This is a genomic window from Paenibacillus lautus (assembly GCF_050482385.1).
Classification (GTDB): Bacteria; Bacillota; Bacilli; order Paenibacillales; family Paenibacillaceae; genus Paenibacillus_AQ; species Paenibacillus_AQ lautus_B.
The window spans coordinates 73,817-99,506 of the sequence record NZ_JBCNHV010000021.1 but is presented as its reverse complement, the minus strand read 5'-3'; the positions used below and the strand labels follow the sequence as shown (position 1 = coordinate 99,506).

General features: G+C 51.0%; 26 protein-coding genes. 19 read left to right on the top strand and 7 right to left on the bottom strand.

Going from position 1 to position 25,690, the window contains the following annotated elements:
- The first annotated feature begins 151 nt into the window (after window positions 1-151).
- The 3 genes from ABEW73_RS24815 to ABEW73_RS24805 all read left to right on the top strand — a co-directional run bounded on the left by ABEW73_RS24815 (window position 152) and on the right by ABEW73_RS24805 (window position 2,169).
- Window positions 152-1,006 (top strand): C40 family peptidase, encoded by an 855-nt coding sequence (locus ABEW73_RS24815; protein WP_430173131.1) that lies wholly within the window; start codon window positions 152-154, stop codon window positions 1,004-1,006.
- Between the two features lie 188 nt (window positions 1,007-1,194).
- Window positions 1,195-1,392, top strand: coding sequence for a YwbE family protein (locus ABEW73_RS24810; protein WP_053490029.1), 198 nt, complete (start codon window positions 1,195-1,197; stop codon window positions 1,390-1,392).
- A gap of 171 nt (window positions 1,393-1,563) precedes the next feature.
- Window positions 1,564-2,169, top strand: a complete 606-nt coding sequence (locus ABEW73_RS24805; protein WP_430173133.1) for a hypothetical protein — start codon at window positions 1,564-1,566, stop codon at window positions 2,167-2,169.
- Window positions 2,170-2,230: 61 nt separating this feature from the next.
- Here ABEW73_RS24805 and ABEW73_RS24800 read toward each other — a convergent pair whose 3' ends face one another.
- Window positions 2,231-2,593, bottom strand: coding sequence for an AMP-dependent synthetase and ligase (locus ABEW73_RS24800; protein ID WP_098741910.1), 363 nt, complete (start codon window positions 2,591-2,593; stop codon window positions 2,231-2,233).
- Window positions 2,594-2,668: 75 nt separating this feature from the next.
- A complete protein-coding gene (locus tag ABEW73_RS24795; protein WP_430173135.1) occupies window positions 2,669-3,154 on the bottom strand; it encodes a GAF domain-containing protein in 486 nt (161 codons plus the stop codon).
- A gap of 187 nt (window positions 3,155-3,341) precedes the next feature.
- Between ABEW73_RS24795 and ABEW73_RS24790 the strand changes: the two genes are divergently transcribed.
- Window positions 3,342-3,647 carry a hypothetical protein gene (locus tag ABEW73_RS24790; protein WP_430173137.1) on the top strand — a complete coding sequence of 102 codons (306 nt, stop codon included), beginning with the start codon at window positions 3,342-3,344 and terminating at the stop codon, window positions 3,645-3,647.
- A 105-nt stretch (window positions 3,648-3,752) separates the two neighbouring features.
- On the opposite strand, the gene ABEW73_RS24785 is transcribed toward ABEW73_RS24790, so the two are convergent.
- The gene (locus tag ABEW73_RS24785; RefSeq protein ID WP_430173138.1) at window positions 3,753-4,775 is read right to left on the bottom strand and encodes an alpha/beta hydrolase; all 1,023 of its coding nucleotides are present in this window, start codon (window positions 4,773-4,775) and stop codon (window positions 3,753-3,755) included.
- Between the two features lie 224 nt (window positions 4,776-4,999).
- Between ABEW73_RS24785 and ABEW73_RS24780 the strand changes: the two genes are divergently transcribed.
- The 5 genes from ABEW73_RS24780 to ABEW73_RS24760 all read left to right on the top strand — a co-directional run bounded on the left by ABEW73_RS24780 (window position 5,000) and on the right by ABEW73_RS24760 (window position 10,333).
- Complete coding sequence (locus ABEW73_RS24780) at window positions 5,000-5,557, top strand: GNAT family N-acetyltransferase (RefSeq protein ID WP_430173140.1); 558 nt, start codon at window positions 5,000-5,002, stop codon at window positions 5,555-5,557.
- A 20-nt stretch (window positions 5,558-5,577) separates the two neighbouring features.
- Entirely contained in the window at window positions 5,578-6,336 is a 759-nt protein-coding gene (locus tag ABEW73_RS24775) for an energy-coupling factor transporter transmembrane component T family protein (RefSeq protein ID WP_430173142.1), read from the top strand.
- Window positions 6,337-6,456: 120 nt separating this feature from the next.
- Window positions 6,457-7,047 carry an ECF transporter S component gene (locus tag ABEW73_RS24770; RefSeq protein WP_372238824.1) on the top strand — a complete coding sequence of 197 codons (591 nt, stop codon included), beginning with the start codon at window positions 6,457-6,459 and terminating at the stop codon, window positions 7,045-7,047.
- A 4-nt stretch (window positions 7,048-7,051) separates the two neighbouring features.
- Window positions 7,052-8,617: an ABC transporter ATP-binding protein gene (locus tag ABEW73_RS24765; protein WP_430173144.1), complete on the top strand. Its 1,566-nt coding sequence runs from the start codon at window positions 7,052-7,054 to the stop codon at window positions 8,615-8,617.
- A 195-nt stretch (window positions 8,618-8,812) separates the two neighbouring features.
- Entirely contained in the window at window positions 8,813-10,333 is a 1,521-nt protein-coding gene (locus ABEW73_RS24760; RefSeq protein ID WP_430173145.1) for an MDR family MFS transporter, read from the top strand.
- 72 nt (window positions 10,334-10,405) lie between these two features.
- On the opposite strand, the gene ABEW73_RS24755 is transcribed toward ABEW73_RS24760, so the two are convergent.
- Window positions 10,406-10,876 (bottom strand): MarR family winged helix-turn-helix transcriptional regulator, encoded by a 471-nt coding sequence (locus ABEW73_RS24755; protein WP_430173147.1) that lies wholly within the window; start codon window positions 10,874-10,876, stop codon window positions 10,406-10,408.
- Window positions 10,877-11,089: 213 nt separating this feature from the next.
- Here ABEW73_RS24755 and ABEW73_RS24750 point away from each other — a divergent pair, with 213 nt between their 5' ends.
- The 3 genes from ABEW73_RS24750 (at window position 11,090) to ABEW73_RS24740 (ending at window position 14,521) form a co-directional block, all read left to right on the top strand.
- Window positions 11,090-12,430 carry an MFS transporter gene (locus tag ABEW73_RS24750; protein WP_430173149.1) on the top strand — a complete coding sequence of 447 codons (1,341 nt, stop codon included), beginning with the start codon at window positions 11,090-11,092 and terminating at the stop codon, window positions 12,428-12,430.
- A gap of 82 nt (window positions 12,431-12,512) precedes the next feature.
- Window positions 12,513-13,244, top strand: a complete 732-nt coding sequence (locus tag ABEW73_RS24745; RefSeq protein WP_430173151.1) for an ABC transporter ATP-binding protein — start codon at window positions 12,513-12,515, stop codon at window positions 13,242-13,244.
- Between the two features lie 14 nt (window positions 13,245-13,258).
- Complete coding sequence (locus ABEW73_RS24740) at window positions 13,259-14,521, top strand: ABC transporter permease (protein ID WP_430173153.1); 1,263 nt, start codon at window positions 13,259-13,261, stop codon at window positions 14,519-14,521.
- A gap of 55 nt (window positions 14,522-14,576) precedes the next feature.
- Here ABEW73_RS24740 and ABEW73_RS24735 read toward each other — a convergent pair whose 3' ends face one another.
- Window positions 14,577-15,851 (bottom strand): NAD(P)/FAD-dependent oxidoreductase, encoded by a 1,275-nt coding sequence (locus ABEW73_RS24735; protein WP_430173155.1) that lies wholly within the window; start codon window positions 15,849-15,851, stop codon window positions 14,577-14,579.
- Window positions 15,852-16,062: 211 nt separating this feature from the next.
- Here ABEW73_RS24735 and ABEW73_RS24730 point away from each other — a divergent pair, with 211 nt between their 5' ends.
- The 3 genes from ABEW73_RS24730 (at window position 16,063) to nadE (ending at window position 19,468) form a co-directional block, all read left to right on the top strand.
- Window positions 16,063-17,787, top strand: a complete 1,725-nt coding sequence (locus ABEW73_RS24730; RefSeq protein WP_430173157.1) for a two-component system sensor histidine kinase NtrB — start codon at window positions 16,063-16,065, stop codon at window positions 17,785-17,787.
- A 324-nt stretch (window positions 17,788-18,111) separates the two neighbouring features.
- Entirely contained in the window at window positions 18,112-18,546 is a 435-nt protein-coding gene (locus ABEW73_RS24725) for a BrxA/BrxB family bacilliredoxin (RefSeq protein ID WP_076325917.1), read from the top strand.
- 112 nt (window positions 18,547-18,658) lie between these two features.
- Window positions 18,659-19,468, top strand: a complete 810-nt coding sequence (gene nadE / locus ABEW73_RS24720) for an ammonia-dependent NAD(+) synthetase (RefSeq protein ID WP_430173159.1) — start codon at window positions 18,659-18,661, stop codon at window positions 19,466-19,468.
- Between the two features lie 69 nt (window positions 19,469-19,537).
- Here nadE and ABEW73_RS24715 read toward each other — a convergent pair whose 3' ends face one another.
- Window positions 19,538-20,089, bottom strand: coding sequence for a dihydrofolate reductase family protein (locus tag ABEW73_RS24715; RefSeq protein WP_430173161.1), 552 nt, complete (start codon window positions 20,087-20,089; stop codon window positions 19,538-19,540).
- Between the two features lie 190 nt (window positions 20,090-20,279).
- Between ABEW73_RS24715 and acpS the strand changes: the two genes are divergently transcribed.
- Genes acpS through ABEW73_RS24700 form a run of 3 tightly spaced genes read left to right on the top strand, consistent with a single transcriptional unit; the run spans window position 20,280 to window position 22,074 of the window.
- Window positions 20,280-20,675, top strand: a complete 396-nt coding sequence (gene acpS, locus ABEW73_RS24710; protein WP_430173259.1) for a holo-ACP synthase — start codon at window positions 20,280-20,282, stop codon at window positions 20,673-20,675.
- Between the two features lie 25 nt (window positions 20,676-20,700).
- The gene (mutY, locus tag ABEW73_RS24705) at window positions 20,701-21,849 is read left to right on the top strand and encodes an A/G-specific adenine glycosylase (protein WP_430173163.1); all 1,149 of its coding nucleotides are present in this window, start codon (window positions 20,701-20,703) and stop codon (window positions 21,847-21,849) included.
- Window positions 21,850-21,870: 21 nt separating this feature from the next.
- On the top strand, window positions 21,871-22,074 hold the full coding sequence (locus ABEW73_RS24700) for a hypothetical protein (protein ID WP_430173165.1): 204 nt from the start codon (window positions 21,871-21,873) through the stop codon (window positions 22,072-22,074).
- A 102-nt stretch (window positions 22,075-22,176) separates the two neighbouring features.
- Here the strand turns inward: ABEW73_RS24700 and ABEW73_RS24695 are convergent, their stop codons facing one another.
- Window positions 22,177-22,785 (bottom strand): superoxide dismutase, encoded by a 609-nt coding sequence (locus ABEW73_RS24695; RefSeq protein WP_430173167.1) that lies wholly within the window; start codon window positions 22,783-22,785, stop codon window positions 22,177-22,179.
- A 318-nt stretch (window positions 22,786-23,103) separates the two neighbouring features.
- On the opposite strand from ABEW73_RS24695, the gene ABEW73_RS24690 reads away from it, so the two are divergent.
- Complete coding sequence (locus ABEW73_RS24690; protein ID WP_430173169.1) at window positions 23,104-25,671, top strand: hypothetical protein; 2,568 nt, start codon at window positions 23,104-23,106, stop codon at window positions 25,669-25,671.
- Window positions 25,672-25,690 lie beyond the last annotated feature (19 nt).

Sequence of the window (25,690 nt, the reverse complement as noted above, 5' to 3'; positions counted from 1 at the left end):
GGTTATTTTGGCATGTTTTATTTCTATAATAATCTATTTATACTAAATTCAAGCATAAAAAGAGACTATAGTCCCCCTCTTTACCAATAGTTGGCATGCGTTTTTGTGAGGATGGTTGCATGCGTCCCGAGACATGGCTTGTCTATAATGATTGCGGGATCACGAAAATGACAATTTCGTCATTCCACAATCTAACGAGATGGGGGAGATCATTATTTTCTCGAAAAAAAGCTTTAAACAATTGATGGCCGGAGCGCTTCTATCAGCAGCTGTTCTTGGCTCTTACGGATATGGGTCTGTGAATGAAGTAGCTGCTGCCAGCGTGCAATCAACAACCAAGGGTGTAGCAGCCTCGAATGTGTATATGCGCAATCAGCCTTCGACTTCGGGTAAAGTATTGGACCGTGTGTATAAAGGTGACAGCGTTCAAATTCTGGGCAGCAGCTCAGGCTGGTATAAGATCAAAACTTCGAACGGCAAGCAAGGTTATGCTTCGTCTAAATATATTAACCAAAGTAATGGCTCTTCTAACAATTCCGGCAATTCGGGAAGTACCGCGCCCTCTGCCAATGCCAGCGTTGAAAAAGTAATCAGTGCAGGTATGAAGTATCTGGGCACGCCATATGAATTCGGTTCTAACCGTAATTCAACGAAAACCTTTGACTGCTCGGCCTTTGTTCGCCGCGCATTTATGGAAGGCGCTAACATTACGCTGCCAAGCGATTCCCGTGCGCAAGGGCAATACGTCAAGGACAAAGGAACAGCTGTTTATAACGTGAATCAATTAAAACGCGGGGATCTTGTATTCTTTATGAGTTACAGAGGTTCATCGGCATCCGCTTATGCCGGATTGGACAAGTCCAAACAGCGGATCACCCATGTAGCTATTTATTTGGGAGACAATAAGCTGCTGCATACGTACTCAAAACAATCCGGTGGTGTCCTTGTAGGTACCTTCGGTGATTCCTGGAAAAATCGCTTCATGCATGGCGGAAGCGTCCTGTAGCGCATCATCATTTTTCATTGAGTGTATATCTATACTTAGAATGAGATAGAAGGACTGTCCGATTGAAGATCTGAATGATCTTTTAACGGGCAGTCCTTTGTTGTTTGGAATTTGCTTTTCAACCTTGATTTCAGTAAGGTGGACAATAGAGAACGGACAGCATCAAGAAATGGACAGGAGGGACGACGATGAACGGTGGGCAGCGTTCCAATATCAAACCGGGACTTGAGGTCGATATCGTATTGAAGCAGGATCAGCGAACGGGCAAATTAACCCGCGGCGTGGTCAAGGATATTCTGACGAATTCCCCGAACCATCCGCATGGCATTAAAGTACGCCTTCAAGATGGCCAGGTGGGACGGGTAAAGAACATTTACGAGTCTTGAAATCCGATGCAGTCCTGTGGCGGTCACAACTCAGGTTGCCATGAATAGAAAGTTTGACTATAAGTCGATCCAAAACTTCGCAATGCTGAGGAGTTTTGGATGCGGCTTTTTTGCAGTTCTGTGCAACATTGCCCTCTGACCATCCGTCTGGAAGTTGAGGTGAAAATGAAGATGAAAAGATACCTTTATATGGGGTTTATCTTGATGTTGATGCTAACAGGTTGTGTGAAGCAGGAGACGCTAGGGGCGGCTCCGTCTGATCCTCCATTGAATATAGCTGCCAGGGGACATCATGCGGAAGTTCCTGATGAGGACTTCGTGTATCGCCTCGTTAGCGAGAAGGGGCAGTACGAGCATGGAGATCAGGTTCGAGTATACGCGGAGCTGGAGTATGTCGGCGAGTTGGATGAGGTTACGATCGGCCATGCGGCCTCTGCCTTTTATTTCCCGATGAAAGAGCTCACAAGGGACTACAACATCAGTTATGCCATGAATGAGCCCTATATTACAACCGCGCTGAAAAAGGGCGAGCCGCTGCGCGAATATTATCAAATCGGAGGTGGTTACGACAGCAGTGACGACAAGAGGTTCAAAGATTTTATCCGTTCCCTGGAGAATGGCTTTCCGGTTGGGGACTACGTCGTCTATGGATCCGCGGATTTCGTGATGGATTCACAGTCGCAAGGCGTGGATGAGGGCGGTTCGAACGGGGAAGAGCCAAAGAGGTATAAGATACAAGCTGAGATCGAATTCAGAGTAAGGGCAGAGAAGAAGTAGATAATGTAGAAGGGGTATCTCATAGGTCTTATCGACCTATGAGATACCCCTTTTAGCATTTTTATTGGAAGCCTTGGCCTTGATGTGTGTTAGGAAAACCCTGTTGGCCAAACGAAGGCTGAATGTGCTGTGTTTGGTTGTGAGCTTGCACGGAATTCTCGACTTGTCTAACGATTTGGGAGATTTGCTGATACTGCTGCATCGCCTGTTGATGTCCTTGAAGGGCAGACTGGATCATCTGTGCCGCTTGACGCTCACGCTGAGCTAACTCCTCCAAGCGGGCTGCATTTTGCTGTTCTTGCTGCATCAGCTGCTGGTACATAGCCGAACCCTGCTGCGTTTGCTGGGTTAACTGCTGAAGAATTTGCTCGCACTGACGAATTTGCTGCGAAATTTGCGAGTTGTTGTTATTCATTTGATACATAGCTTGTATTCCTCCTAAGAATTGTGGTTTCAAATTCTTGGTTAGTGTACGGAAGAATACGTAAAAACATCCTGATTATAAAGTGAGTTGCCCTTCCAATATGTGGACAAACTCCTCCAGAAAAGCTTGATCCTCCTGGTCGAAACGGTTCTTCAGCGGACTATCGATATCGAGAACGCCATACAATGCGCCGTCGACCATCATCGGCACAACAATCTCGCTGTTCGAAGCTGCATCACAGGCAATATGCCCGGGGAATTCATGTACATCGGCAACAAGCATAGTCGTTTGTTCAGCCGCAGCCGTGCCGCAAACGCCACGATTCATCGGAATCCGGATGCAAGCGGGCAGCCCCTGGAACGGCCCGAGCACCAGTTCTTTGCCATCATACAGATAGAAGCCGACCCAATTCGTATCGGACAGAAACTGTTTGAGCAGCGCCGAGGCATTGGACAAATTGGCAATGGCATTGGGCTCATCGTGTATAAGTGCTTTTAACTGGTTCAGGACCTGGGCGTATTGCTCGCTCCGGGTGCCTTCATAGGGTGTGTTTTGAAACATGTGGTCAACCGCCCTTCCTTTATTCGCGTTGGTTCAATCACCTTAGTATAAGTATATGATATTCGTCAAGGGACAAGCCATGAGGAAGAAAGCTCCAAGTAAAGCCGACTGATTCCTCTTGCAGGCGCAAGGGTAATGTATGACATGACCAGGTATCAATTTAATCAGGTGGAAGGAGAGAACGTTAATGCGGGCAGATGTACAGAATTTGTTTATCGGTATTCATATGCTTTATCACGCCCATGAGCGGGACCTAACGATCAGCGAGATGCAGCCCGAGCTGGAGCGTCATGGATATAAGGTTGGCGACCGGGAGGTTAAGCGTGAACTCGAACGCTTGACCGAGGAGAACTTCCTGACGGCGCACGGTGAAGGATACAGCCTCACGGGAGCCGGGATCGAGGAATTCAAGGAAATTCAGAGCAGGCTTAAGGAGCTTTGCGATGAAGTGCTTAAACCGGTGAATCCGAAGAAGGCAGACTCCATGGCGTAAGCAGATAACAGCATAACATGAGAAGAGCCCCCGACTCACGCTGGTTTGTATGCGTGCAGGCGGGGGCTTTTTTGAAGAGATAAGGAAAGGGTTTGGGCCAGCGGTCTATATCGTTTCAAGCGAGCCGTCCAACTCCAGCTGGAAAGGATGGGGTGCAGGTGCAGTTTCCGTTTCCGGCTGTGATACTCGTTCAACTTCCGGCTGCGGTGCTCTCATGGGTTGATCTATATGCTCACGAAGGAAAGAGTGCACGCCTTCCCGATATAACTTGGGATCAATATGATAAGCGTTCGCATGGATAGCGCCTTCGATAAGAAGAAGTTTTTTCGGGTCCGGTTTAGCTTCGAACATCTCGATACTCATCCGGGTAGGCACGTAATTATCCTTGGTGCCATGGATAAACATAACCGGCAGCGTGCTGTTCCGAACAGCACGGATCGGACTGACTTGATCAAGGCTGAACCCGGCTTTGCGCCGAATTCTGGCGTTCACCCAAGACAGGAACGGCACCGAAGGGATTTTGTTAATGCGTGTAAGCTGATGCCGCATTAAATCCGTCAAATCAGAATACGGGCAATCGGCGATGACAAGCTTGACCTGCGGCTCGGCAATGGACAAATATTCAAGCACGGTTCCGCCTCCCAGTGATTGACCATGCAGTCCGATGGCTACATCCCGGCCATACTGCCGAATAAGCCAGCGCACCCACGCTTGCACATCGTGTTTCTCATAATACCCGTAGGTAGTATAACGACCTTCGCTTCGTCCATGCCGACGTTGATCGATGAGAAGTACATTGTAGCCCTCTTCTGTGAACAAATCGATAAATTGAGTGGATACGGCTCGGGATCCGGTATAGCCGTGAGCGAGAAGCATCCAGTGCTTGGAGCCGGGATTCTTCTCAATGGCTGCGCCGCACAGCTTCAATCCGTCAAAACTCGTGATAACCACTTCGTTCTTCTGAAGCGACTCATATTGCTTTCTGCTGTATAGTCCGGCTTTTTCCAAAACGGTGAACAGCTTGAGATCGTTCTTTACTCTCATCCTTGTAATCTGCAGATATCCGATCTGTGTAATGGCAGTGGCAATGAAAACGACGGTGAACAGCAAGACAATCGCGATATACATACTCAGATGATTTTCCTCCTTCTTCCGTACTGTACAAGGGGGGCCGTAACATGCATATTGACGGAAGCCTCCCGAATCCATCAATATAGATACATCTAGGTTCTAAGATGCAGATGGATGACCAGGACACGGATTAAATATTCGCTATACTCTTTTATACACGACATAGTATCACCGGAAACAGCGCATACAAGTCAGTTTTTTTGCAAGGAGGTGCAAAAACCATGTACGTCTGCGAGGGAATCATTCCGGAAATAAAAGGCGGGCGGATACGGCTGCGAAGAATGGAGGCCGATGATGCGGAAGCGATGCTTCGCTGCTGGTCCGATCCAAAGACGACCGCTTTTCTGGATTTGCCCGCCATGCATTCTGCTGAGGACGCGAAGGCATTGATTCATTGGCTGCATCTGCTTGCCGAGCAGGACGAAGCCATCCGCTGGGGCATCGAAGTCATCGACACCGGCCAATTGATCGGCAGCTGCGGGTTTAATATTTGGCAGCTGGAGGGCGCATTCAAGGGCGAGTTCGGCTGTGAGCTCACAAGCGCTTATTGGGGGCAGGGCTTCATGTCGGAAGCGGCCGAAATGGTTGCGGCATTTGGGTACACATCCATGGGACTAAACCGGATCGAGGCTTTTGTTGATCCGAGAAATGAACGGGCATGTCGATGGTTTACGGGGATCGGCTATACGCGCGAAGGACTATTGCGGGAATATCGCCATACGCCAAGCGGTTATGTGGATGCCGTCGTTTTTTCACGATTAAGAAAAGATTGGCGATAGAGAGGCAGGAGAGTTGTAATATGCTGATTCAATATGAGAAGGGTAACACGCTTCTTCATCGATATGATCCACTAAGCAAGCTGGTGATATTATTTTGTACCGCTGTGATAGCCATGCTGCTTGATCAGGCCTGGCAGCAGGCAGTATTCCTCCTGCTATGCATCGGACAAGCCCGATTTGCAGGCCAGGTATCAGGCAATCGGCTGCTGGGTGGGATCCGGCTGATTGCGATGGTTGCGGTGCCCTATTTCATTCTGACCAGCCTGACGGTCAAAGGAGAGACGGTATGGCTGCAGTGGGGACCCATCTCCCTGACGGTGGAGGCGCTGAACGCTGCGGGTGCCATGACGCTCCGGATGTTTACCTTGTTTCTAACCTCGATGGCTTATATCTTGACGACAGATCCGAGAGAACTGGTAGCTGAATTAACCCGACGTCTTCGAATCCCTTACCGGTTTGCGTTTGGCATATCTGCTGCGCTAACCTTCATCCCGCTGTTGGAGGAAGAGGGGACTCATATTCTGGCTGCCCAGCAAGTAAGGGGCCATCGACCGCCAAAAGGCCTCGGTAACCGTATCCGCTACGGCTTGAAGTTTGTATCGGCTGTTCTGCTCAATGCGCTACGGCGTGTGCAGCAAACGGCGGGTGCCATGGAGTCCAAAGGCTTTGGCGCGTATCCGGACCGAACGTACCGTACGGAGGTTAACATTCCAACTTGGGCGGTCATATCGGCTGTCATGTATATACTGGCAACGGTTTTCGTGTGGTGGATTGTCTAAATTGTCAACCAATAACAATAAAAATTAGGTTGACGTTAAGGGCGGAAGCATGCAAAATATGAAATGAAGCATTCGAAAGCTAGTACAGCCGCCCATGGCTGGAAATAAGGAGGACTACATTTGAATTCATCATCATCCCCAAAAAAATGGTTTGCTTTTACGACGCAGGAAATTATCCTGATGGCGATGCTCGCTGCCGTCAATGCTGTTCTAACAGTATACATAGGGCCGGTTAACAAACTGCTGAACAGTCTTGGCGGACCCATCGCAACCTCGACGACGACGGGCATCTACATGGTATATGGGCTCTTGGCCTATTACATCATTCGTAAACCGGGAACGGCGGTTGTCACGTTTGCGATCGGCGGCACCATACAGGCTCTGACGGGCACGGTATACGGCATCGCTTCGTGTTTTGTGGCCGCAGGCTGCTATATGATCGTGGCAGAGACGATTTTTGCCATCTACCGCCACAAAAAGTGGAGTGCCGGCGTGCTCATGCTGGTTGGCGGCGCGATGGTACCGTTATGGTTCCTGTTCGCGGCCAATATGTTCGGATATACGTCCTGGCCGCTTGAAGTGCTTGGCATCGCGCTGGTTGTGCGCATTCTGAGCGGCGTGCTTCTCTGCGGTCTGTTAACCAAAGTGTTAGGAGAGGCGTTAGTGAAGACAGGCCTGCTTCGCCGGTTTGCCGTCGCCGTGAAGGGATAGTTCCATGTCGGGAACAACGGTAACATGCCGGGAACTCGGGTTTATCTATGATGAAGAAGAGCGCCCGGTTATTCAGGATCTCCATCTGGAGATCGAGCAGAACGGGTGGGTCGCTATCCTTGGGGCAAGCGGCAGCGGGAAGTCGACGCTTTGCCAGCTGCTGTGCGGTCTTCTTCCGCGGAGCGGCGGAGGCACAAGAACAGGGGAAGTGCTGCTGGATGGCATGGATCCCGCAGCGGCGCCAATTGCCGACGTGGCTGAGGCGGTAGGAGTATTGTTTCAGGATCCCGATGCGCAGCTCGTTTCGGGCATCGTAGAGGACGAGGCGGCCTTCGGTCCTGAAAATATGCGGGTTTCACCCGCGGAGATCGAGGAGCGGGTGGTGCACTCCCTTACGGCGGTCGGGTTGTTAGAACGCCGGATGGACCCGGTGCGCAGCCTGTCCGGCGGACAGCGGCAGCGGACGGCCATTGCCGCAGTGCTGGCGCTGCGCCCGCGGCTCTTCGTCTTCGACGACGCCTGCGCCAGCTTGGATGCCGCGGCGCAGGCGAACTTCCTGCAGCTGTGCGATAAGCTGCAGGCGGAGGGCCGGACGCTTATCACCGCGTCCGGCCGCTTTGACGATGTCGCGCGCGCAGCGCAGCGCGTCATCGTCCTGGACGGCGGGACCGTCGTGCTCGACGGGCCGCCAGATGAGCTTCTGCACCGCTGCGGGGAGCAGCTGGTGCAGCTGGGCTTGCTGCCTCGTCCCGCAGGCGAGGCAGGGGGTGCCGCCGCCGGGGACAACCCTGTCCCGGCGGCAACTCCTCCGCATCCGGCTGAACGCCATGCGGGCAAGCCGATCGCTGCAGGTTCCGTGCCTGCCGCGGTACCCCATGCAGAAGGCGCGAGGGAGTCTGCCGCCTCCCCATTGCTTGAGGTCGATTCGCTAACATTTACCTATCCCGGGGGCCGTGAGGCGCTGTGCGATATCCATGCGAATATTTACCCTGGCGACTGGGTGCTGCTAACGGGGGAGAACGGCTCCGGCAAAACGACTCTCAGCCGTCTGATCATGGGGCTGCTGCCCGCTCCGGCAGGCAGTATACGCTGGCAAGGGGAAGATACGAAGGGAATGGCCGTCTACCGCAGAGCCGAGATGATCGGCTATGTGTTCCAGCAGCCGGAATATATGTTTACCGCCCCGAATGTATGGGAGGAGCTGATCTACAGTCTTCATGGAGGGCTGCCCGTGATGAAGCGTCCGGAGCTGTCCCCCAGCCAGCAGCTGCGAGCGAGGTTCCTGTTGGAGAAGGCGGGACTTGCGGACCGGCTTCAGATGTCACCCTACCTGCTCAGTCAGGGTGAGAAGCGCCTTCTAAGCATCATCAGCCAATTGATGCTGGAGAGATCGCTGTATATCCTGGACGAACCAACCTCGGGAATGGATTATGCCGCCATCGATAAGGTGATCGAGCTGTGTCATTTTGTCATTGGGGAAGGCTCGGCCATATTGATGATTACACACGATCCCGAGCTGATGAAGGAACATGCTACATCGTTCATTCATCTGAAGAGCGGGAAAAAGTGACTGTGCAACCTTCAAGGTAACCTTTATAATAGAAATATTACATGATATGAAAGCGCTCCTGGTATCGGGAGGCGCTTTTTATGCTGTTGGCCCCGGTTGCGCCTTATTTTCTCTATAAAGGATACATACCAGAAACCTGTTGCAGCAGGGCTGGGATTATACCGGGGCTGTCTAGAGTAAAGGGGACGAAGGAACGTGGGTGTATTAAAACAAGACAAACGCGGTTATATCTTGGTTGGTATTTTGTTATCCACCTTTATGGCTGCGATTGAAGGAACGGTTGTCGGTCCGGCGGGCCCGGCGATTATCAGCAGCTTCGGCAGCGTGAGTCTGATGAGCTGGATCTTTACAGCCTATCTGCTGACGATGGCTGTGACGACGCCGATCTTCGGTAAAATAAGCGATTTATATGGACGCAAGCCCGTATTTTTATACGGCTCGCTGATCTTTCTCGTTGGCTCATTGCTATGCGGCTTGTCGCAGAACATGACGCAGCTGATCATATTCAGGGCGATCCAAGGGATCGGGGCGGGCGCCGTCATTCCGGTGACCTTCACGATTGTCGGGGATATTTACAATCTGGAGGAGCGTGGAAAAATTCAGGGGATGATCAGCTCCGTATGGGGAATCTCCTCTCTGATCGGCCCGCTGCTTGGCGGGTATTTTGTCGATTACCTGTCCTGGCACTGGATCTTTGTCTTTAATGTACCGTTTGCGCTGTTATCGATATGGCTGATTTTCCGTTATTTCAAAGAGGAACGCACCACCCGCGAGGTGTCGATCGATTACGGGGGAGCGGCTCTGTTTACCGTAGGGATGACGGCGCTGTTATTTGCGCTCGCGGTAGGCGGCGGAGAGACCTATTCGTGGACGTCTCCATTCATGCTCAGTCTGATCATCGGTTCCGTGGTGCTGCTGGTTGCGTTCCTGGTGGTGGAGAGCAAGGTGAAGGAACCGATGCTGCCGCTCCATCTGTTTAAGATCAGGGATATTACGGTATCGACGGTGGCCAATATTCTGGTCAGTGCGCTTATCATCGGGTTGACCACGTATTTGCCGCTGTGGATTCAAGGCGTGCGAGGCGGCAACGCCACCTTGTCGGGACTGACATTGGCCCCGATGTCGATCGGATGGCTCATCGGTTCGATTATCAGCGGCCGTTTGATCGTTAAATCCGGCTCCCGGAAAACGGCGATTATCGGCGTCGTATTCCTAATGATCGGAGCGGTGGGATTGGCTTATATGCATAAGGATACGGCGCTGGGCGTGCTGCTGGTCTTTACTTTCATTTATGGCGTCGGCTTCGGATACATCTCGACTTTGTTCCAGATCATTGCACAATCCTCGGTGGGTTATCAGGTTCGGGGAGCGTCCACGGCGCTGAACTCCTTCATTCGGACGTTCGGTCAGACCGTGGGCGTAGCGGTGTTCGGATTATGGGTCAACGCGGGAATTGCGGGCAGACTTGCGGCGGAGCCGGATGCTGCAGGCATTACCAGCGATGACATCAACAAATTGCTCTCTCCTCATGGAATCGCTGAACTGCCTGAAGGGTCAGGCGGTCTGCTGAGCGGAATACTGGAGGGCAGTCTGAATTCGCTGTTTGTGGTGATGGCCGTAATGGCCGTGATCTGTTTGTTTATCGTGGCCGCCTTCCGCAATGCTCCTCCTGAACCGGAGGCGGAAACGGAAGAGGCGCAGACTTCAATGAAATGATGGATAGACTCTTATTAATAATAAGAAGAACCCTGATTCCGAGAAGGAGGAAGGGTTCTTCTCTTTGCTTTTTCAGCCTTGCTGGTGTACGATTTGCACCTGTTCCGCATGTTTGCCCATTTTACTCAGAAGCCCAATCAGTTGATACTTCTCTTCCTCATCCAATCCACCCAGGGCATGCTGGATGTGACGTTCATGCAGGGGGTAAAGCTTCTGCATCAATTGTTCTCCGGGCGGAGTCAGCTCGGCGTAAATCACTCTTCTGTCCTCGGGACAGGGTTTGCGGCGTACATATCCTTTTTCGACGAGCTTATCAACCACATAGGTTACGTTTCCGCTCTGCAGGAGCAGCTGTGCCCCGATCTGCTGGATGGGTTGGCGGCCTTTATAGAACAGTACTTCCATTACGGCAAATGAAGTTGGATTAAAGCCTTCGATTTTACTGCCATTCACGACATGTTCGTTGACGCTCTTGAATGACTTGGCAAACACCCGATACAGGTGCATAGCAAGCTGTGTATCGCGTTCATGTGAGACCTTCATACATTCTCCCGCCTTTGATATGGACTCATGTCCTGAATTACTTCAAATCTAAGATTACGCTGAAATGAATAAATTCAACATGTGATTTGTCACAATGCAGCCGAAACATTTTCATTCTCCGGCTCCGTATCAACTACACCTCCAGACCGATACGCCTTCTGAACGCCGATTTTATAATGAAATTATTCAGATGGGATGAAAAGGGTGGGGAACATGAATCAAGCACAAACCGTGGAATCAAAGGGATTAAAGCCGCTGCTGCGCAATCGGAACTATATGTTATTGATGGGATCTCAGCTGGTGTCCAACCTGGGAGAGTGGCTGTATATCATTGCGCTCTTGACGCTTGTCGGATTGAAATGGCAGGCCGCGCCCTGGGAAATAACGGCGATGACATTATGCATGGCCATTCCCGTCTTGATTGGCGGCCCTGTGGCAGGATGGATCGGTGACCGGTATGACCGCAAAAAAATCATGGTGATATCGGACGTGGTCAGAGTTTTTATCTTGATTGGGGTTTTGTTTGCAGGCAATCTAATACAAATTTATATACTGCTGATCGTTAAAGGCCTGATGGATGTCCTGTTCTCTCCTGCCAAGAGCGGCAAGATCAAAGAGATCGTAGATCCGAAGCACATCGATCAGGCGGTGACAATCAGTTCATCGATCGAGCAGTTGTCCAAGATCATCGGGCCGTCCATGGGCGGTTTATTAATGGCGTTGTTCGGCATTCAGTTATGCTTCATTATCGATGCCGGGGCCTTCGTTATATCGGCGCTGTTTCTGCTTGGCGTGCCGGGTCGGAAGCAGCTTAAGCAGAAAGGACTGACCGGTGAGTCGCCAAATGAAGGGCGAAGTGGACATGACGGACGAAAAAAATCCTTCTTCAAGGAAATCGGGGAAGGAGTGCAGCTGATCTATGGCATACCGCTGCTGCTGGGAGGCGTCGTTACGATATGCGCAGTAGTACTGGTGCTGCAAATGGCTGATTCTCAGATTGTCACCTTGTTCCGGTTGATTCCTAATGTATCCGAAGATCTGCTTGGTTACTGTATTTCCGCCAGCGGCTTGGGCACGTTAATCGCAGCCATGTTTGTCCGCAAACTGAGCTGGAGCACGCTTGCCAAGATGGGAATAGGCGCTGCCGCAGCGGGTTTGGTGTTTGCCGTATGTGCCGTAGTCGTCGTGACCGAAATGCCGCATCTGCTGCGTAGCGTGGTGCTGTTCGGATCCTTCTTTCTAGCAGGTGCAGGCGGAGGGTTCGTGCTTGTACCGTTCCAGATGCTGCTGATGAAGAGGGCCCCGGAGCATATGACGAGCCGCGTATTCGGAACAGTCAATAGTCTTACCAGCGGTGCGGCAATCATCGGGCCTACGCTCGGCGGCGCGCTCGTTACAGGCCTGGGACCTGTACCAACTTATATTGTTGCAGGGCTTGGAACTGCTGCAGTGGGTGCCGTGCTGCTGCTGTTCAAAGGCAGAATCGAACGGAAGGATGAAGCCTCTACCATAGGGGATGGAGTCCATAGGGTCCCTGAAACTTCTACGATGTAATGTAAGAGTGTTTCACTAAATGCAACGAATCCCCGTCCATCTGCGTAATACTAAGAATAGGATGAATGGATGGGGTGTTAGGATGCATAGGATTCAAGAGAATGGACTTGAGCCCGAGCCGGTGCTGAAGGTGGATATTCAGCAGGCGGGTTACGAACCAGGTCGCCCACGCATACGGGATATATCGTTTCAAGTGGTACCCGGCGAACTGCTGGGGTTGATCGGACCGAATGGAGCCGGAAAAAGCACGACCATTAAGACGGTGCTGGGGCTGCTTAAAGATAGTAAAGCCGACGTCTTTATTGCAGGCCATCCTCCCCGATATGCTTACGTTCCCGAGCAGCCGGTGTTTTACGAGGAATTGACGTTATGGGAGCATCTGGATTTGGCAGCTGCCGCATTTGGAATGGATGATGAACATTTCGAAGCACAGGCGGATCAGCTTCTCCGTCAGTTTGGAATGGAGTCGGTGCGCAATGAACTGCCGGGAGGCTTCTCCAAAGGAATGAAGCAGAAGATGATGCTGATGATCGGCTTTCTCTCCAAGCCAGACGTCTATATTGTAGATGAACCGTTTATCGGATTGGATCCCCGGGCCACCCGAGATTTTTTGAATCTGCTGCTTGCGGAGAGACGTCGGGGAGCCGGTGTATTGATGTCCACCCATGTGCTGGATACCGCAGAGAAAATTTGCGATCGCTTTGTGCTCATATCCGGAGGTCGGATTGCTTCGGAGGGCACGTTGGATCAAATCCGCCAGGCCGCTGATCTTCCCGGCGCATCGTTGTTTGATTGCTTCGATGCGCTCACATGAGGGAGGTGATGGATATGGATCGATCCTCTCATTTTAGCCATCCGGGCGCCCTCTTTTGGCGCAGGGTAACTGCTCATTGGAAGAATCAACGCGACAATCTGGCAACCGTGGTCGACTGGATCGTGATGCTGTACATCATTGTTCCGGGTCTGCTGCTGGGAGGCGGGCTCTACCGCGAGTTATGGACGAGCCCGCTTCCCGGATGGGCACAGTTCTTCCCGCTGCAGGCGGTGGTAGGCATCCTGCTCCTTATGTTCTCCGGCAGAGTGCTGCTGTTCCTGGAAGAGGCTGACGTGTTGTTTCTTCGGCAGCAGGGGGAATGGATGAAGGGCTTAATGATCAGAGGCATGGTATACAGCCATACGGTCTCAGCAATCAAGGGATTGGTCGTTACAGTGCTTGCGCTGCCAATCCTGGTCAGGGAACATGGGATAACCGGTATTGTCCTGGTGACCTTGCTGATGATTACGGCTGTATGCGCCTGGTGCGCGAACCTATTAACCGCTATGATTCGCTCCAGCTATAAAGGCTGGCGGAAACATGTGCTGACTTATATCGTACGCTGGCTCTCATTCGGACTGCTGGCGCTGCTGGTTACATTTTGGCTAGAGTCCTATGTTGTACTGTGGGCAGCTTCCTTGATTCTGCTCTTGGTCCTGTTTCTCCTTAGCCGCAAGCGTCTTGCTATGCAAGGGACCTTCATCGCAGATGCGCGTGAGGATGCGAAGACAAGGATCCAGTTGACGGAGAAGCTGCTCATTCAAGCTGTCGGTAAACCTCCCAGCGTACGAAGTAAAACCTGGTTTATGCGCAAGTCCGGCCGATTGTTCAAAGGTACGGCGGAGAAAAGGCTTGCCGATGCGGGGTTAAAGGCGATTTTGCGCCACTCTGAGAGCTTGTTATTATATATTCAGATTACGCTTGTCGGCATCCTGGCCGTCTGGCTGCCCCCGCCGATCATCAAAATCATCGTATATCTTGCTCTGGTATTGATGATGTCGTATTGGCTGAATACAAGGTGGGCGTTGTTCGCCAAAGCCGAATTTATGACGGTGCTCCCATTTACGAATCAGCAGCATCGTTCGGCTGGTGTTCTCGCGGTCCGAACCTTACTTGCTCTTCCCGCCTTTCTTTATTCGCTCATGACAGGGCTAACGCTTTTACAAGGGGGAATGGGATGGCTCGCTGCGCTTGTATTGACTGTGCTGGCTGTTATGGTCGCACCATCGCTCATGTCTTGGCCGGTCTACAAGGAGGAGAGACACCCGGAAGAATAATAAAAGCGCGCTGGAATGCTCCAATGGATGGGGCATACAGCGCGCTTTTTATTCATTATTTGTTTATCACTGCGGCTTCGGCTGCATGCTTGCCTGCCGTATAACCGGTTGCAAAGGCGGCCGTAATATTGTAACCGCCGGTGTATCCATGAATATCCAGAATTTCACCGCAGAAGAAGAGCCCGGGCATCAGCTTGGATTCCATGCTTTTGGGTTGCACTTCCTTGAGGCTAACGCCGCCGCCTGTCACGAAGGCCTCCTTCAGCGAACGGGTGCCCGAAGCGCGGAACGTGAACTTTTTGAGAATGGAGGCAAAAGTGGTCAGCGCTGTTTTGGAGATACCGCTGCAGATCATGTCGCTGTCGATGGACGACTTGGATAGCAGCAGGGGGATCATTCGTTCCGGGAGCATGCCCTTAAGCACATTTTTGATGCTCTTTCTTGGCTCATCCTCCAGTCGCCCTTTGAGCTCGGCCTCAAGCTCCGCTTGGGAGCGGTCGGGGAACATGTCGATGCCCATGTCCACATTCACGATATCAAACTTCCGCTGTACCTGGCGGATGAACTGACTGCAGCGCAGCGCGATTGGTCCGGACACCCCGAAATGGGTGAACAGCATATCTCCCCGGTGGGCAATTACTTTTTTCCCTTTCGGATTCCAGACGGACAACTCCACATCCCGCAGTGACAAGCCCTGCAGCTCTTTAGAGGCAATAAAAGGCTCGGTTGAGACGATAGGCACTTCAGTTGGATATAGCTCCGTGATGGTATGTCCTGCCGCCTCAGCCCATGGATAGCCGTCCCCCGTGGAACCGGTTTGAGGCACGGATTGTCCGCCCGTTGCAATAATCACGCAGGAAGACTTGATCACTTCCCCGGATTTCAGCTCGACCCCGGCCGTTCGGCCGTTCTCATAGAGAACGCTCTTCACCGGACTGTTTGTCCGGATATCGGTACCGAGCTCCTTCACTTTGCCAATCAAGGCATTCACAACGCTTGAGGCTTTATCCGTCACAGGAAACATGCGCCCATTGTCCTCTTCTTTGAGGCGAATGCCAAGCCCCTCGAAAAAAGACATGATATCCTTGTTGTTCCAATGCTGAAAAGCACTATATAAAAAACGGCCATTTCCCGGGATGTTGGCAATCAATTCATCCTGATCTTTGGCATTCGTCACATTGCATCTTCCGCCGCCCGATATGCCAAGTTTACGGCCTAGTTTATCTCCTTTGTCGATCAGCAGAACGGAAGCTCCTCTTTCCCCAGCAGCAACGCAGGACATCAATCCGGAAGGTCCGCCGCCGACGACAATAATATCATAATCAAGCATGTTTGCTCATAGCTCCTTTGGGGGTATATCAATTAATAGATAAATCTTATTATATAGGATATTTGCGAATTATCCCAAACCTCATGAATAGGACATAGGATGGAGTTTCCCCAGGCTTCGAATGAGAAATTACAAGATATTGTAATATGATGTCGCCTATGCTTTAATCAGAAATATTAGATGCGTTGTCCAATTGAGGTGATCGATCGCTGTGCTGAGCCTATGGAAAGATATTTTGCTGCAAGTTTTGCTGTCTGGTACACTCATCTTTCATCTGCCGCTTCTCCTCGACAGACATCTAAAGTGCCTGAACAAGAAGAATCCGGATGATCTGCTTCGATTTCGCCAACATATTGTCATTGCATGCGGAATCAGTACTGTATTATGCGTCTTGATCTCGGCTATGAACGATTATTACGTTCCGATCCATCTTGGCGTAATCCCGTTATTTTTAGGCATATTATATGGAAGTCGGCGTTCAGGTCTATGTCTTGCAGCTATATATATCACAAGCTATGGGCTGATGAACGGCTGGTCCACGATCGGCCTCATTCTGTATATGCTGGTTCTAGGGTACTCGCTATTACCCTGGATTACCTCCAATTTCAAGAAAGGCTCCATGACCGAAAAGATTTGTTGGCTGTGGAGCGCACTTATTCCGGCCATGCTGATTATTGTAGCCTCCCACGCGATTGAAGGAAAGGTTAACCAGGATGCTCTGAATCCGGATACAATTCTGGTAACCATTCTGTATATGCTGATCGGTATTTTTTATTCTGGAATGATTGTGTACTGGATCGAATTAACATGTGAGCGCCTAGGCGCAGGTCAATACGATGTGAAGGTCAAAGAGTGGTCATCTTTAACAAAAATGATGGAGATGATTCCTTTAGGAATGGTTGCGGTGGATCGAAGCGGCAATATCATTGCCTTTAATCAACCACTTATCCGCAGCTTTCGAAACGTCTTTCCTAATCTGACGACCAAGGATGTCATCGGCAGACCATTATTCGACTTATTGGACGGCATGATTCAAAAGGAGCATCTGCGCAGCCGGTTTCAGAGAGCCATAGATGGAATCGAAAGCACCGGCGAGATTATGCGAAGTGCTACCCGGGTGTATTCCACCGGAATCTATCCGCTTATACATCATGGGAACGGGAACATCTTGGGTGCGGTAGGCATTATGGAAGACATTACGGAGCTGGAGAGGCTTCGCACGGAATTTATGAATGTAGAGCGTTTAAGTTTGGTTGGCCAAATGGCGGCAAGCATTACCCATGAGATTCGCAATCCGATGGCTGTCGTGCGCGGATTTTTACAGCTGATGCAGGAGAAGAGTCCGGATACGCTGGACCATTATTACCGGATCGTCATGGAGGAGCTTGATCGGGCCAACGGTATCATCAGCGATTTTTTATCCCTCGCCCAAAACCGGGTGGCAGAAAAAGAAGAGTGTCACCTTCATGACATTATCCATGAGCTCAATCCGCTCTTGTGGGCCGATGCGAATTTGCGCGGACAGAGCATTGAGCTGAAACTCGGAACCGAAATTCCCCATCTGTACCTGAATACCAAGGAAATGAAACAGCTGATTCTGAATTTATGCCGAAACGGGATGGAGGCTATGAACGATAAGGGAACGTTGACAATTGAAACTCGGATGGTAGGAGATCGGGCGCAGCTGTACGTTGCGGATACCGGAATCGGCATCTCGGAGAATGAGCTGGAGCGTTTGTTTGAACCATTCTTTACGACGAAGAGCAAGGGAACGGGGCTTGGACTCGCCCTGTGCATGAGCATTGTACAGCGTCATCATGGAACCATTGATGTGAAGTCGAAGCTTGGCGAGGGAACAGTTTTCATTATTTCTCTTCCTCTTCACTCGTACCCGCAAGGCTTGACGGAATCCCAGAGCGCTGCCGCTTCCGAATAAACAGACTGGTAATTAGGCATCATAAGCCAGAGCTTAGGGTAAAGGAGGGATACGGATGAGTAAAAATGATTCCAAGCAACAGGAGCAGCAGGAGCGTGAAAACAAAGATCGCCGTGGAGAGCCCATCGTTGACAAGAAAAAAGATGGGGTAAACTATCCTGCTACCTAGTTCAACCAATGGAACAATGAAAAACGGGCGGTATCCTATTTTGTGATGCTGCTCGTTTTGTATTTTCTTGCTTTCACTCTTTAGGATTGTATAATATAGATATCGATGAGCTGTTATAATTCGAATAATCTTGTTTATATAAGGAGTGAAGAGTTATGGGTATGTCTTTTGACCGATATATGCGCGATATGGTTCAACCGATGCGGGATGAGCTGACCAGCTTGGGAATCAAGGAGCTGACAACACCTGAAGAGGTGGAGGAGGTTCTTCCTACAGCGAAAGGGACAACGCTGGTCGTTGTAAACTCCGTATGCGGCTGCGCAGCAGGGCAAGCGCGTCCTGGTGTAGCCATAGCGCTTGAGAACCAGGTGAAGCCGGACCAATTGTTTACCGTTTTCGCCGGACAGGATAAGGAAGCAACGGCTAAAGCACGTGAGTATTTTGCTCCGTATCCTCCATCCTCCCCATCGATTGCTCTGTTGAAGGACGGGGAATTGGTGCACTTTATTGAGCGTCATCAAGTGGAGAATCGTTCTGCAGAAGAAATCGCGGCGGATCTGACCGACGCATTCAATCGCTACTGCCAGTAATCGGCAGTTACATAGGCCCCGAAGCATTCGGCATATTCCGAAGCCGCGGGGCTTTTGTTTTAGGAAGGAAGTACTTCAGATAGAGAGAACATACTGAAAGGAGTCATATATCATGAGCCTACAAGAACAAATTATCGCAGAGCTGGGTGTCAAACCTACCATTAATGTGGAGGAAGAGGTACGCAAGCGCGTTGATTTTCTCAAAACCTATGTAAAGAACTCGGGCACTTCCGGACTGCTGATCGCCATTAGCGGCGGGATTGATTCGGCCGTGGCTGCCGGTCTGTGCAAGCGGGCCACCGATGAGCTCACGGAGGAGAATGGCAAGGAATACAAGACACTCGGGGTGTTCCAGCCATACGGCGAGCAGGCTGATATTTCCGACAGCTACGCGACAGCGAAGGCCTTCGATTTGAAACATACCGTCGAGACGAATATCGAGGAAACGGTGAACGAAATTGCTTTGGAGGTTGAGCATGGCCTGAAAAATATCGGTGTCCATAAGCATATGAGTATTCCCGGTAAAGGCAATGTGAAGGCCAGAGTACGTATGGTGGTACAGTATGCGCTGGCATTCGAACAGAATTTGATCGTTGTCGGTACGGATCATGCTTCCGAGGCGATTACCGGCTTCTATACCAAGTGGGGCGATGGAGCAGTGGACATTACGCCGCTGAGTTCCCTGAACAAGCGCCAGGTTCGTATGCTTGCATCCTATTTAGGGGTTCCGAAATCGATTCTGGACAAGGCCCCTTCTGCCGGACTTTGGGAAGGTCAGACAGACGAGAAAGAGCTCGGAATCAGCTACGAGGATAACAGCGATTATCTGGAAGGCAAGACGATCGATCCTGATGTTCAGCAGAAACTCGAGAGTTATTACGTCAAAACCGCGCACAAGCGCAATACGATTCCAGGCATCTAACATACGAATATCCAGGCAAATAGCCTTCTGGAGGAATACCCTCCGGAAGGCTATTTATTTATCGAGGCACTAGGTATACATGATGTTGTAGGTCGGTTTGAGAACGCCGTTGGCATATTGCTTCATATCGACCAGTTCGAGCCTTAGCCGCGGCTTGACACTGCCGAACAACGGAACGCCGTCACCAACCATTACCGGGTTCACCTTTAATACAAGCTGATCGATCAGTTGATGCTGAAGCAGGCTTCCTGCCAATTCCCCGCCGCCACACAGCCACAGCTTGCCGTCTGTCTGTTGTTTAAGATTATGGATGTACGGGATGGCATCCTCCTTGACTAATTCAACTTCATCATTGGATTCGAATTCTAATGACCGTGAGAATATATAATGCTTGAGTCCTTTGTAACCAGGCTCACCCGGCTTAGCCCCCATCTTAAATCCAAACTCATACGTTTTACCGCCCATCAGCACAGCCTCAAACTCCTGAATTTCAGCCAAGAAGTCCGGAACATGCTCCCCATCGAATAAAAAGAGAGTGCGGTCGATCCTTCCATCCATCATGGCTTGATCGGCGATAAAATAGTCAAGCGAAACGGCCACGTGATAAATCAATGAGCCCATAATATGATTCCCCCTTTCATCATGTTATTTTGTACAGTCTATATGGATGAAATTTGAAATACAACAAATTTATTTAATTCATGTTGTTGTAACACCGTTGGTCTCGCGTTGATGTACATCGACTGATACAATAAGTAGGAATATATTTTTGGGACAGGAAGACTGGATCCATGAAGGAGAGCGGACGGTTGTGATCTACGGAATCGGACATGATGTGCTGGACATGAAGCGAATGGAGATGTTGATGACAGGCCCGCATGGAGAAAGATTCATGAAGCGCGTGCTTACGCAGGGTGAGCAGGTCATTGCCGCCGGTAAGGGGGCGAATCGGACGGAGTTTGTTGCCGGGCGCTTTGCTGCCAAAGAGGCGATATCCAAAGCCTTTGGCTCCGGAATCGGAGGTATAATCGGGTTCCGTGACATTGAAGTGCTGCCGGGTGCACTTGGCAGGCCTGAGACCCGTTTATCCCAGGAAGCCTGGGATCGCCTCGGAATGGAGGAGTCCGCTCATTATGCGATTCATTTGACGATTTCGCATCAGGCCACGCTGGCTTCCGCTTTCGCCGTGGTTGAGAAGATAAAGTAAGGATGACGAAGGAGATTACTTATAGATGCATAATACGGAACAGAAACAATACTTCAGCCACGAGCTGCTGGATTGGTATGAGATCAACAAAAGAGATTTGCCATGGCGCCGGCATCGTGATCCCTATTATATATGGGTATCTGAAATTATGCTGCAGCAGACCCGGGTGGACACGGTAATCCCATATTTCCACCGGTTTATCGAGCGGTTTCCAACGATTCAGTCGCTTGCGGATGCGCCGGAGGACGATGTGTTGAAGTGCTGGGAGGGCCTTGGCTATTATTCCCGGGCACGCAACCTTCAGGCTGCCGCAAGGCAGGTGACAGAGCAGTATGGGGGCGTTATGCCGAGCGGCAAAGATGAAGTGTCGGGACTTAAGGGCATTGGTCCATATACCTCGGGTGCCATTCGCAGCATTGCATTCAATATTCCTGCCGCAGCAGTGGACGGTAACGTCATGCGTGTGCTGTCCCGCTATTTTTTGATTGAAGAAGATATTATGAAGGTGAAAACCCGGACCAAGATGGAGGAGCTGGTGCTGACGCTGGTTCCGGATGGGCGAGCATCGGATTTCACCCAGGCGTTGATGGAACTGGGAGCGTTGATCTGTACGCCGAAGTCCCCCAAATGTCTGGTATGCCCGGTGATGGAGCATTGTACAGCGCGATTTGAGGGCAAAGAGGAGTCCCTTCCTATTAAGACGAAGGCCAAGCCGCCGCGTCCTGAATACCGCCTTACGGCCATTGTAGAGGGCACTGGCGTGCACGAAGGGAAGATTCTAATCCGTAAGCGTCCATCCACCGGTTTATTGGCTGGGATGTGGGAGCTGCCGCATGTGATCGTATCGTCCGAAGGGAGCGGCGTACCGGCCGTGATGACCGAGGAGACGGCGATGAGCCGCTTGAGGGATGCCCTACTGGAAGAAGGGGTTCCGGTTCTGCCGATCGGCCATGTGATGGACGCCGAGCATACCTTTAGCCATATTCAATGGAATATGGGCGTGTACCGCTGTAAGTGGCAGGATGTGCCGCCGGTAGCCCTGCAAGCAGCAGAAAGTGCAGCGGCTTATGAGACAGGCGAAGAGAACTTTCGCTGGATTCACGTTCATGACATGGAACGCTACGCATTTCCGAATGTGTTCATTCGGATTCTAAACGCGTATTTCTCATCTTAAAGCCGTGGGCGCTTTACGAGTGTGACCCGCTTGTTGGAAGGGATGCTACAGATTCTCTTAACACTTCTCGGTTTTGCGGCCGATGTCTGGCCGCTGCAGGCTATATGCCTGATCGGTGCAGGTGCAGCCGTCCTGATCTCGGTCATTCTGCTGGTGGTCATCTATGCACCATCCAAGGTCCGGTATTATGAGTCTGGCCCTTCAGCAGCGGTAAATAACACGTAACAGCATGATATAGATATAGAAAAAGGCTGCTTTCGCAGTAGACAGGGTCTACAGCTGAAAGCAGCCTTTTTTGGTATGATATCGGTTTTTAGTTAAGCGATATTATTTCGCGTTATCGTAACGTTTGCCGACTTCGTCCCAGTTCACTACATTCCAGAATGCGGAGATGTAATCAGGGCGTTTGTTTTGATATTTCAGGTAGTAAGCATGCTCCCAAACGTCCAGGCCGAGGAGAGGGGTTTGACCTTCCATGATCGGGCTGTCTTGGTTCGGTGTGCTGGTTACTGCCAGTTTGCCGTCTTTAACAACGAGCCAAGCCCAGCCGCTGCCGAAACGGGTTGTAGCCGCTTTTGCGAAATCTTCTTTGAATTTATCGAAGCCGCCCAGCTCGCTGTTGATGGCATCAGCCAATGCGCCAGTCGGTTGTCCGCCGCCGTTTGGTCCGATAACTTCCCAGAACAGGGAGTGGTTAGCATGGCCGCCGCCGTTGTTGCGAACCGCTGTGCGGATGCTTTCCGGTACAGCGTCAAGGTTAGCGATCAAATCCTCAAGGGATTTGCCTTGAAGCTCAGGAGCGTTCTCAAGAGCAGCGTTCAAGTTGGTTACGTAGGTATTATGGTGGCGATCATGGTGGATCTCCATCGTTTGTGCGTCGATATGAGGCTCGAGCGCGTCGTTTGCGTAAGGAAGTGCTGGTAATTGAAATGCCATAGTAAAAACCTCCTGTAAATTTAGTTTTTGGTTATGATGAAAGGGTCTTCCTTCATCAGGAAGTCTTTATCATCCCGGAGACGTATATGTATTCCGGCTACATACATATATTAAACCGTTTTGGGTGATTAAATCAACTTTTATGTTTGAAAAGTCCAAGAGGGCTGATTTATTGCATGAAGGAAAGTTGTGACATCGAAAATTAATGGAAAACTTTTCTGTGAAATTTGTCGTTATATATATAGTCTTGAACAAATCTATGATCGAAACGTCGATATAGAAGGGATATGTCGAGGTAGAAAGGAGTCGGTACATAACATGAATAGTACAAAACTCAGAGTGACTGCCATTCTGATGGCTGCCATTCTGGCTGCGGCACCGCAAGTGGAAGCTGCGGCAACTAAGACCCAGCCATCGCAAATCACGAAGTCGACTGCACAGAAGGGTGCAGCGCTGGCCTGGAGCGTGCAGCTTGGGAACAACGTCACGGCAAAGCTTGACCATGCCGACGTATGGCAGCAAACCGGCACGAATGTGGCGGTATTTACACTGACTTATAAAAACGGGGGGAAAAGTGCAGCGCGCCTGGTATCTTATTTTCCCAAGGTGGTGCTTCCCGGCGGTTCCGTGACGGCGGCCAATCCCATATCCAAGGATTTGACCAAGAAGAAGGTAGAGCCTGGGCAAAGCCTGAGTGTAACCTACTATGCGAAGACTGAGAGCAGCTCCTTGTCCGGCATCAAGCTGGTGATGGACGTATGGAATCCGCAAGTCAAAGGCTACCTGCAGCGCGTCGGAACGTACAGAATGCCCGCCAATTATACAGCAGCCGTACCATCTGGTTCGAGCTCCAAGCTGAATCTGGGCGGCACTCCGGTTACCGTACAGGCTGAATCTCTGGAGATCATCAAGTATGACGGCAAAGTCATCGCCAAAGTCGGGATGTATATGACGAACCATGGTGGAAAGGTATGGAATGATCGGGGGTTCGAACCGTATTTGGCGACAGCAAGCGGCAGTTCGTTCCTCCTGCGTCATGAGGCAGGAGCTGAGGGTGTGCCTGTTCAGCCGAAAGAGAAGAAACTGGTTTATTACATAACAGAAGTTCCCTCTTATCTTAAAACGACCGGTTTGCATTTCTTGTGGACCGAAAACGATGAAACGCTGAAGCTGTCATTGCCGGTCGCATCCTTCAAGCTGCCTGCAGCAACAGCTCCAAAGTGGGATGTTGCGGCGGGCGCGGCCAAGAAGTTGACCATCAAGGGGATTCCGGTCGATGCCAGAATCCGCCAAGCTTCGCTGCGTGCCTCAGGGGGGCAGGGCATATGGAATATCGAGATGGCCTTCAAGAATAAAGGAAAAAAATCGGTGGAGGTTCCGGCCTACGAATTTGCGATTAAAGCATCCGAAGGCTCCTTCCATCCTTACACTCCGGATAACAAAGCGGGTTTGACGCTGCGTCCCGGGGAAGAGAAAACGATGGTGATGGAAATAACGCTCCCTCTAGATCTCAAGCAGGACCGATTGAAGCTGCAAATGATCGGGACATCTGGACCAGCCAGCTCATCTAAACCGCCGGCGAGCTCGGGTGAACCGGCCGGTGAGCCGACCACCGAGGTCCAGGAGTCATTGACCCTGCCGATTGCATACTTTGCCATCCCTTATCAAACGGAACGCAAATCATCTATCGGTGTGGAGTACGACGCGCAGACGGCCAAAGGATTTGCGTACACGCTGGAATCCATCCAGCGCCTGCCATGGCAGGATCAGGATCTAATCGTTGCGAAGCTGCGTCTGCGGAATACGCAGGAATCCAAATCGCTGCCGCTGCCTGAGCTTAAAGTGAATGTCACAGCGGACGAAAAAACAAGTCTGGCTGGTTCGGAGGTTATTGCGGAGGAGCAGGGTTCCCTGATTTCCCCGGGGTCATCAACCGAGGTATATGTCATGGCGCGGATCCCGTATACCAAGGATATCCGTTCTCTTCGCTTCGAGCTGTTTACGCAGCAGGATACGGCCAAAACGTCGTTCCTAACCATGACCACGTCCGGCATGACGCAGTCGATCAGCACTTTGGAGAAAGGGAAGCCGTATACCGTTACCGCGATTGGTAAGCGCGCAGAGGCGCAGGAACGGCGGACGGTCATCTATGAAGGTGTGGACTCCGATATTGTCTATTCTGAGTTCTTGCTGACCAGCAATGAACAGCGCCGCGTTCAAGCAGCGGTGCTGAAGGGGTATTTCCAAAGCGCGGATGGAAAGATCTATGAAGCGGAAACCATTCAGCCTGAAGCCTCGCTTCAGCCGGGGTCCAAGCAGTCGATCGTCTTTTGGGCCAGAGTGCCGAAGGGGGCTGCAAGCGAACTGGGGCTTGCTCTGGGTACGGCGATGACTGGAGGCAAGCTTGCTGAAACGGGTAAAGATGCTACCGGTGTCATGGGTATGAAAAAATTGATGCTGAATCCGATCAGACCTGCCATAAGCTCTGGACTGACAAACCTTGATTGGTATCCTTACCACGTTTCGGTTACGAAAGCGGTAGGACATCTGCAAGAAGGCAGCTCTTCCATTCCGCTGAATATCACGATTGATGTGAAACGCAGCGAGAGCATCATTGCGGCGGACTCCGGCCACAAGCTGATTTTAATCATCAAGGACAACCTCGGGCAGACACAGGAGCGCACGCTCACGCCAGGAACCGATATCCAGGTCCCAGGCACCCGGTCGATGTCGATCGAGCTGTCGGATGAGCAATACAAAAAACTTCGAGGCGGTTGGTTTAACTTGACCCTGGTGGATGAATTCCAGAATGAGCGGATCACGCTGGGCAGTCAAAGCTACAATCTGATATTCACGCCTACAGCAGTTCCTGACGAGGAGAGTTAAATTAAGAACCGGAAAGGAA

What these genes read in the sequence shown, in the direction of transcription:
- ABEW73_RS24810 (WP_053490029.1), top strand. Translation starts at nt 1,195, where the DNA reads ATGAACGGTGGGCAGCGTTCCAATATCAAACCGGGACTTGAGGTCGAT.
- ABEW73_RS24805 (WP_430173133.1), top strand. Translation starts at nt 1,564, where the DNA reads ATGAAAAGATACCTTTATATGGGGTTTATCTTGATGTTGATGCTAACA.
- ABEW73_RS24800 (WP_098741910.1), bottom strand. Translation starts at nt 2,593, where the DNA reads ATGTATCAAATGAATAACAACAACTCGCAAATTTCGCAGCAAATTCGT.
- ABEW73_RS24795 (WP_430173135.1), bottom strand. Translation starts at nt 3,154, where the DNA reads ATGTTTCAAAACACACCCTATGAAGGCACCCGGAGCGAGCAATACGCC.
- ABEW73_RS24790 (WP_430173137.1), top strand. Translation starts at nt 3,342, where the DNA reads ATGCGGGCAGATGTACAGAATTTGTTTATCGGTATTCATATGCTTTAT.
- ABEW73_RS24785 (WP_430173138.1), bottom strand. Translation starts at nt 4,775, where the DNA reads ATGTATATCGCGATTGTCTTGCTGTTCACCGTCGTTTTCATTGCCACT.
- ABEW73_RS24780 (WP_430173140.1), top strand. Translation starts at nt 5,000, where the DNA reads ATGTACGTCTGCGAGGGAATCATTCCGGAAATAAAAGGCGGGCGGATA.
- ABEW73_RS24775 (WP_430173142.1), top strand. Translation starts at nt 5,578, where the DNA reads ATGCTGATTCAATATGAGAAGGGTAACACGCTTCTTCATCGATATGAT.
- ABEW73_RS24765 (WP_430173144.1), top strand. Translation starts at nt 7,052, where the DNA reads ATGTCGGGAACAACGGTAACATGCCGGGAACTCGGGTTTATCTATGAT.
- ABEW73_RS24755 (WP_430173147.1), bottom strand. Translation starts at nt 10,876, where the DNA reads ATGAAGGTCTCACATGAACGCGATACACAGCTTGCTATGCACCTGTAT.
- ABEW73_RS24750 (WP_430173149.1), top strand. Translation starts at nt 11,090, where the DNA reads ATGAATCAAGCACAAACCGTGGAATCAAAGGGATTAAAGCCGCTGCTG.
- ABEW73_RS24745 (WP_430173151.1), top strand. Translation starts at nt 12,513, where the DNA reads ATGCATAGGATTCAAGAGAATGGACTTGAGCCCGAGCCGGTGCTGAAG.
- ABEW73_RS24740 (WP_430173153.1), top strand. Translation starts at nt 13,259, where the DNA reads ATGGATCGATCCTCTCATTTTAGCCATCCGGGCGCCCTCTTTTGGCGC.
- ABEW73_RS24735 (WP_430173155.1), bottom strand. Translation starts at nt 15,851, where the DNA reads ATGCTTGATTATGATATTATTGTCGTCGGCGGCGGACCTTCCGGATTG.
- ABEW73_RS24725 (WP_076325917.1), top strand. Translation starts at nt 18,112, where the DNA reads ATGGGTATGTCTTTTGACCGATATATGCGCGATATGGTTCAACCGATG.
- nadE (WP_430173159.1), top strand. Translation starts at nt 18,659, where the DNA reads ATGAGCCTACAAGAACAAATTATCGCAGAGCTGGGTGTCAAACCTACC.
- ABEW73_RS24715 (WP_430173161.1), bottom strand. Translation starts at nt 20,089, where the DNA reads ATGGGCTCATTGATTTATCACGTGGCCGTTTCGCTTGACTATTTTATC.
- mutY (WP_430173163.1), top strand. Translation starts at nt 20,701, where the DNA reads ATGCATAATACGGAACAGAAACAATACTTCAGCCACGAGCTGCTGGAT.
- ABEW73_RS24695 (WP_430173167.1), bottom strand. Translation starts at nt 22,785, where the DNA reads ATGGCATTTCAATTACCAGCACTTCCTTACGCAAACGACGCGCTCGAG.
- ABEW73_RS24690 (WP_430173169.1), top strand. Translation starts at nt 23,104, where the DNA reads ATGAATAGTACAAAACTCAGAGTGACTGCCATTCTGATGGCTGCCATT.